The organism is Flavobacterium cyanobacteriorum (assembly GCF_002251835.1).
GTDB lineage: Bacteria > Bacteroidota > Bacteroidia > Flavobacteriales > Flavobacteriaceae > Flavobacterium > Flavobacterium cyanobacteriorum.
Genome location: NZ_NOXV01000115.1, coordinates 1 through 3767, shown reverse-complemented (window position 1 = coordinate 3767; position 3767 = coordinate 1). Strand labels below are relative to the sequence as shown.

Here is a 3767-nt window from a genome sequence, read left to right as displayed (position 1 = left end):
GCACTAAAGAAATTTAATAAAATAAAAGTTTAAACCACTTCATTGTTAACCAATCATACCTTACAAAAACGCCCATACTTTCTTCACCGCACACCCGCGTGAGGGATTGTAGCGGATAGCCCGCAATGGAGCGCAGCGGAATGAGGACTTGGAGCGGAAAGCCCGGCCCGCAGGGACACGCCCTGATAAAATGGCTTGTGGGGAGCGGGCGGGCATCTATTTTTGAGAGGGGGGAATAAGCAGACTCTCCCTGCCGAAAAAGAATGAAGAGGCGGGCTTGCCGGAATAGATTATAATGCGGCAAAACCTCTGTGCATTGAACATCGCTTTATGGGAAAAGGCAAGCTAAAGATACCTGTATGTAGGCAGGTGGAAAGTTTTGCATGGCGTATGTGCCACTTTCAGATACTGTTTTTGCATCTTGGCAGAGTGGATCCTTTCCCTGAATTGTTACGGAAGCCGTGAGCAGGCGAATTGCTTTTTTTGGTTTCGTACCGCTTGTCATTTATTCAATTTTTACTGGTTTTCATTGTTGCTCAACATACTTTTTAAGGTTAGCAAGATCTTTCAGGTGCATATTGTGAACCCATTTTAAGATACCGCCGAAGTAAGCAATTAAAAAATGTGGTTTTCTGAGAAGTTCTGTAAACCATAGATTTATCTCTGTTTGATTGCCGGGTAATTCTTTGATGATGAACGAGAGCCTTACATCTTTTTCAAATGGCGCTACATAACTTTTTAGGTAGAAAGTCACTTTTTCGTTTTCTGTGAGGTGCGTGATTTCCTGGTATCCGAATTCTTTTCTATTTTTTGTGTAGACGGTGCGGGCGCCAATGGTGCCATCTGTGTTTTTTACATAGCATTGTGACTTGGTTTCACTGGGCCAGGCACTCCAGGCCATTAGTTGCTCCTGATAGCGAATAGCGTCATATACTCTTGTTACTGGAGCCTTTACAACGATTGTTTCAATGTACTGCACCTCGTCTGGCAGGAAAATTATAAGAAGGGTTAGTGCTAAAATAAAACCGATGCCTACTGAGAGCAAAATTGTTGTTACCATTTAAATATTCCTTTTTAATGTTTGCTTCAAAGGTATAAAGTGGTTTTTAGAACAAATTTGCCCTATGGTAAAAAATTAATCTTTTTTAGCCCTTAGCCTGCTTAAGGAACTTTGGGTTACACCAATAAAGCTTGAAATATATTTTAACGGATATTGTGCTATCCAGTTTTTCTCTTTCTCAATCCTTTTATAGCGTTCTGATGCTTCTTCGCTTTGAAACGAAATAACATTTCTGCTCAAATTCACAAAGGCAATTTCTACTGTCCGCCTCAATAGCGTATTGTAGGCGTTGTTTTTAAGAGCAAGCTTGTCGCTGTTGGTTTTGCTGATTGTGTACACTGTGGCGTTTTCGATGGCTTCAAAATTCAGCCTGCTTTCGGTTTGGCCCAGGTAGCTTTCCAGGTCAGTAAAAATTTGTCCTGCTGTGCCAATCCATACGGTGTAATCGTTGCTGCCTTTGAGGTAATAAAGCCGGATAGAACCGCTGTCAATAAAGAAGTATTGCCTGCATATTTGTCCTGCTTTGAGTAAAAAATCGCCTTTTGCCAGCCGGACTGACTTCAATGAATGTATAATTTCGGCAACCTGGTCTTTGTTGCCTTGTGAAAGATCTTTTATCTCCTGCTTTAATGTTTCCATTTTTTACTGTTGTTTTTGGGGGGTGGCTGTACTATCAACGGCAAAGCCCTTGCTTGCTTTTAACATTCATTGCAATTGCACCCGCGGATTAGGAAGGCTGCCGTGAGGCGTCGCTTAATTCCGGTTAAATTTACGTGTCATAAATAGGCGTTTATCCAGAACAAATATTATTTTTACACTTGGCCGAGTGTTGGGAGTCTGTGTACAGGCCTTTTTTTACCATTTTAATTCTCCGTCACGATATATTCCGATGCCAAGCCCATCTGATTTAAACTGCAATGCTGCCTGAATAACGTAAATGAGGCTGACGTAACAGATATTAGTAGTTTAATTATAGCTTTTTGTCAGCATTTACAGCCAATCAGGTGGGCATGTGCCAATGCCAGCAAAGGGGTGGCTAAAGTATCCATACGTTTATTTTTGTCTATTAATAAAATTTTTGCGGGTGGAATACAATTGCTAACATAAAAAACGCTTTTCCGGAAAAGATCCGGTTACCGATTACTGGTTATAAAGCTTTGCCACCTCTGCATTTACAAACTCCAGGAAACGCTCGTCGTTTTCTGTAAAAGGGTCAAGCACATGCGAATCAATATCGATTTGCCCGATGTTTTCGCCATTTACAAAAAGCGGGACAACTATTTCAGATTTTACGGTAAGGCTGCAGGCAATATAGTTATCCTGGGCTGATACATCAGGCACTACAAAATTTTGGTTAGAAACGGCTACCTGGCCGCAAATCCCTTTCCCGAAAGGTATCACAGTATGGTCGGTAGGCTCGCCAGCATACGGCCCAAGTACAAGCTCTTCTTTTTTACCGTTCCTGAAATAGAAGCCTACCCAGTCATAATAATCTATAGCATCTTTTAAAAGATGGCACAATTGTAGCAGTTTTTCTTCCCTGAGATGATTTTTCCTGGTAAGAATATCGATAACTTTTGGTTTTAATTCTTCAAATGTCATGGGTAATCCTGTTTAGGTCAAAAGTAGTTGTTAAACCTGTGTGAATTTACATATTTTTGTTAAAAATACCATACATGGATATCTTCCGGAAAAACCGCGCTTTTTTTCTGTTCCTGCTGAAGTTCGGTATTGCTTACCTGTTGCTTTCCGGTATGTACTGGCTTTACCTTTCGCAGTATGATGCCGAGAAAAATGAAGTTGACGGCATGACAAAAACGGTAGCCCGCCAGGCAGAGGCTTTTGTTGATTTTTTAGGCGAGGATGCTTTTACCCGGCCCCGAGTACATGAAAGTGCCTATCGTTTCTTTATCAACGGCAAGAGTCTGGCCCGTATTGTTGAAGGATGCAACGCCATAAGTGTAATGATTTTATTTGCTTCTTTTATTGTTGCTTTTTCTACAACGCTAAAAAGGACTTTGAGCTACATCATTTTGGGTATCATCTTTATGCATTTCCTCAATGTTGCCAGGGTAGGCTTGTTGTGCCTGAGTTTTTACTATTACCCGCAGTATAAAACAGTAATGCACGATATTGTATTTCCTGCATTTATTTATGGTGTTGTTTTTATTTTATGGATCTTATGGATTATTAAATTTTCCGGTAATGCTGAAAAAACTAAAACTTAACCCGGCTGATTGCATCATTATAGGCATTTTGCTGGCGCTCCTTGTTTCCGTAAGGCTGTTCCAGGACACTTTATTTTATGATCCGCTAATCCGCTTTTTCAAGTCAGACTCAAAGCAACTGCCGGACTTTAACAGCGTGAAGCTACTTGCGGGACTCGCTTTTCGGTATGGGATTAATACAGTATTGTCTCTGGGCATAGTATGGTTCTTTTTTAAAGACGGGCAGGTAGTAAAGCTTTCTGCTATACTGTACGCCATTTTTTTTGTAATGCTTTTAAGCGCTTTTTATATTGTTATCAGTTCGGAAGAACCTAACCTGCTGGCATTATTTTATGTAAGGCGTTTCCTTATACAGCCGCTTTTCCTCATCCTTTTCATCCCGGCAGTGTATTACCAAAAAAAATTGAAACAAAATCCGTGAATTTTAAAATGCAATCAATCCTGTCCTAAATAAAATTTAACACTATCAAACTTAACCA

General features: G+C 40.4%; 5 protein-coding genes. 2 read left to right on the top strand and 3 right to left on the bottom strand.

All coding sequences use genetic code 11. From position 1 onward, the window contains the following. Nucleotides 1-526: 526 nt before the first annotated feature. The 3 genes from CHU92_RS01440 to CHU92_RS01430 all read right to left on the bottom strand — a co-directional run bounded on the left by CHU92_RS01440 (nt 527) and on the right by CHU92_RS01430 (nt 2662). On the bottom strand, nt 527-1060 hold the full coding sequence (locus CHU92_RS01440; protein ID WP_094411872.1) for an SRPBCC family protein: 534 nt from the start codon (nt 1058-1060) through the stop codon (nt 527-529). Between the two features lie 75 nt (nt 1061-1135). Then, a complete protein-coding gene (locus CHU92_RS01435; protein WP_094411870.1) occupies nt 1136-1699 on the bottom strand; it encodes a Crp/Fnr family transcriptional regulator in 564 nt (187 codons plus the stop codon). 501 nt (nt 1700-2200) lie between these two features. Beyond that, nucleotides 2201-2662 carry a GAF domain-containing protein gene (locus CHU92_RS01430; RefSeq protein ID WP_094411868.1) on the bottom strand — a complete coding sequence of 154 codons (462 nt, stop codon included), beginning with the start codon at nt 2660-2662 and terminating at the stop codon, nt 2201-2203. Between the two features lie 74 nt (nt 2663-2736). On the opposite strand from CHU92_RS01430, the gene xrtF reads away from it, so the two are divergent. Continuing rightward, nucleotides 2737-3288: an exosortase family protein XrtF gene (xrtF, locus tag CHU92_RS01425; protein WP_094411866.1), complete on the top strand. Its 552-nt coding sequence runs from the start codon at nt 2737-2739 to the stop codon at nt 3286-3288. Then, nucleotides 3266-3709 (top strand): exosortase F system-associated membrane protein, encoded by a 444-nt coding sequence (locus tag CHU92_RS01420; RefSeq protein WP_094411864.1) that lies wholly within the window; start codon nt 3266-3268, stop codon nt 3707-3709. Before xrtF ends, CHU92_RS01420 begins: the two co-directional genes overlap by 23 nt. Nucleotides 3710-3767: the final 58 nt, after the last annotated feature.